The sequence below is a fragment of the Streptomyces sp. LS1784 genome, from assembly GCF_020103755.1.
GTDB lineage: Bacteria > Actinomycetota > Actinomycetes > Streptomycetales > Streptomycetaceae > Kitasatospora.
Window position 1 is genome coordinate 1 of record NZ_JAHSQD010000863.1, and the last position, 2,420, is coordinate 2,420.

The 2,420-nt window shown below is 76.7% G+C and carries 2 protein-coding genes and 1 pseudogene; 1 reads left to right on the plus strand and 2 read right to left on the minus strand.

Annotation, left to right across the window (positions count from 1 at the left end):
- Positions 1-44 precede the first annotated feature (44 nt).
- Positions 45-866: a protein phosphatase 2C domain-containing protein gene (locus tag KS423_RS43520; protein WP_224285218.1), complete on the minus strand. Its 822-nt coding sequence runs from the start codon at positions 864-866 to the stop codon at positions 45-47.
- A 203-nt stretch (positions 867-1,069) separates the two neighbouring features.
- On the opposite strand from KS423_RS43520, the gene KS423_RS43525 reads away from it, so the two are divergent.
- The gene (locus KS423_RS43525; protein ID WP_224285219.1) at positions 1,070-1,213 is read left to right on the plus strand and encodes a hypothetical protein; all 144 of its coding nucleotides are present in this window, start codon (positions 1,070-1,072) and stop codon (positions 1,211-1,213) included.
- A gap of 189 nt (positions 1,214-1,402) precedes the next feature.
- On the opposite strand, the pseudogene KS423_RS43530 reads toward KS423_RS43525, so the two are convergent.
- Positions 1,403-2,248 (minus strand): annotated as a pseudogene (locus KS423_RS43530) (amidase family protein); the annotation flags it as partial.
- Positions 2,249-2,420: the final 172 nt, after the last annotated feature.

Here is a 2,420-nt window from a genome sequence, read left to right on the forward strand (position 1 = left end):
GAGCCGGACTCCGGGCCGCCCGGCGGTGCCCGGGCCCGAGTCCGCTACAGCAGCGCGTAGAGGGCCGAGGCGTCGTCGTGCGTCTTGCCGCGCGGCCAGCGCTCGCAGTCGGCGTCCGCCCGCTCCACCTCCCGGACCCGGGCGATCAGCTCGCTCGGCCCCGACTCGGCGAGCAGCCGCAGCACATCGGCCCAACTGCCCAGCCCGAAGCGCTCGGTGTAGCGCGAGGCGCCGTCGGTGAGGGCGGCCAGCGCGTGCAGCCGGTCCAGCCGGACGAAGCCGGTCTCGGCGTGCTCGGCCGCCCGCGGGCCGGCCGCGGCGATCCACGGGCCGTTGCCCCGGTTGCGGGCGGCGCGCACGGCCAGCGCGTACTCCAGGTGCAGCGCGGCCCGCTCGGCCGAGCCGGGGACGGTCTCCCACACCTGGCGGCGCAGCTCCTCCCCGGCGGGGAAGCGCTGGTTGTCCCCGATCACCTTCGGCGGGCCGTCCTTGAACTCCAGCACCAGCAGCGAGTCGCCGAGCACCAGGTACTCCAGCGCCTCGCCGTGCCGCCGGGCCGCGACGACCATCGCGGCGGGCGTGTTGGGGTGGGCCAGGTCGCACCGGCCGCCGTGCAGCGCGGCCGTCTCCACGATGGCGTCGGCCAGGCACTCGGCGATCGAGCGGTCCGCCCGGTCGGTGAGCCGGGCGAGCAGGTGCACGCCCAGCCGGCGCACGTACCACACCGTCCCGTGCCGGCACCCGGACTCCAGGCCGGCCGGCGAGCTCACGCCGTCCAGCAGGACCAGCGCCTCCGGCGAGGCCGCCACGAAGTCCTCGCTCTCGCGGTCGGGCCGCCGTGCTTCCCCTGCGAGCTGTAGCTGCATCCCGACAGTGTGGCCGCCGCCCCCGGCCCGCGCCCAGACCCGTGCGCCGGTGCGGCGAGGGCCGGGGCGCGGCGCCCGGTGGCAGCCGGGGTGATTCGGCCATACCGTCGGACAGTGACCGGACGATTCGGCCAATCGGAGCGGGTCGGGTTTGGGATCACCTTCGGGTGTCCGGGCGGCCCGCGACTGACGAGGAGCGGAAGATGTTCTGGGAGTTCATCGTGTTGCTGGCCGCCTCGCTCGGCTTCCCGACGGCCGCACTGTTCTACCTGATCGGCGGGCCGCGCTTCCCCGACGAGAAGCGCGGCCCCGACCCCCGGGGCACCGGGGCTCCCCGGGCCTCCTAGGGCAGGTCCGACGGTTCGCGCCAGGGCCCGCGCCCTCCGCGAGAGCCGGCTCGCCTACTCCCGCGCCCGGGCCCTCCCCAGCGCCGGCTGCGCCCGGGAGTGGTACGACATCGTCGCCGAGGCCCTCGACGGCGCCCGGGCCACCGGCGGGCTGCGCCCCGGCACCGACCCGGCGGACCCGGCGCTCGCCTAACCCTCCGCCACCACCTTTTCCAGGAAGGCGGCTTGGGCCAGCAGCCGCTCGTCACCGCCCGCCGCACCGACCACCTGGAGCCCCAGCGGCAGCCCCTCCGGTGTCCGCCCCGCCGGCAGGCTCAGCGCGGGCCGCCCGAGGAAGCTCCACGGCAGCGACATCACCGCGTCCCCGGTGCTGTGCAGGCCCTCCGGCGCCCCACCGGTCGCCGAGGGCGCCAGCCACAGGTCCACCCCGGCCGCCGTACCCGCCGCGGCCACCCACTCGCGCAGCCGCTCCCGGAACTCCAGAGCGGCCGCCCGGTCCTCGGCCGCGACGCCCTGGCCGGCCCGGATGCCCGCCACCGTCTCCGGCCGGTAGAGCCCGCCGAAGCGGGCGAACCAGTCGGCGTGGCTGCGGGCCAGTTCGAAGCGGTTGACCGCCTGCAACCGCCGGGCGATCTCGGCGAAGTCGGGGAACAGCTCGACCCGGCGCACCGTGAACCCGGCCCGCGCCAGCCGGGCCAGCTGCTCCTCGAAGGCGCGCAGCGCGGCCGGTTCGGCATGCTCCAGGTACGTCCCGTCCGGCACCCCGAGCACGGGCGCGGCCGCCCCGCCGTGCTCCGCCCGCCAGCCGTCGCAGAGCAGCGGGGCCGCCAGGGCCGCGCCCGCCAGGTCCGCGGTGAACGTCCCCAGGGTGTCGAAGCTCGGCGCGTTCGGGATCACCCCCGTGATCGGGATCCGCCCGTACGTCGGCCGGAAGCCCACCACCCCGCAGTACGCGGCCGGGCGGATCACCGAGCCGACCGTCTGGGTGCCGATCGCCAGCGGCACCAGCCCGGCCGCGACCGCGGCCGCCGAACCGCTGCTGGAGCCGCCCGGGGTGTGCCCCGGATGGTGCGGGTAGCGGCAACGCCGTCCTGCTGAACGTGACGGAGAAGGGCACCGCCGCCGCCCTGACCATGGACGACGGCCGCAAGATCGCGGGCAAGACCGGCACCACCGACGAGAAGAAGGCCGCCTGGTTCAGCGGCTA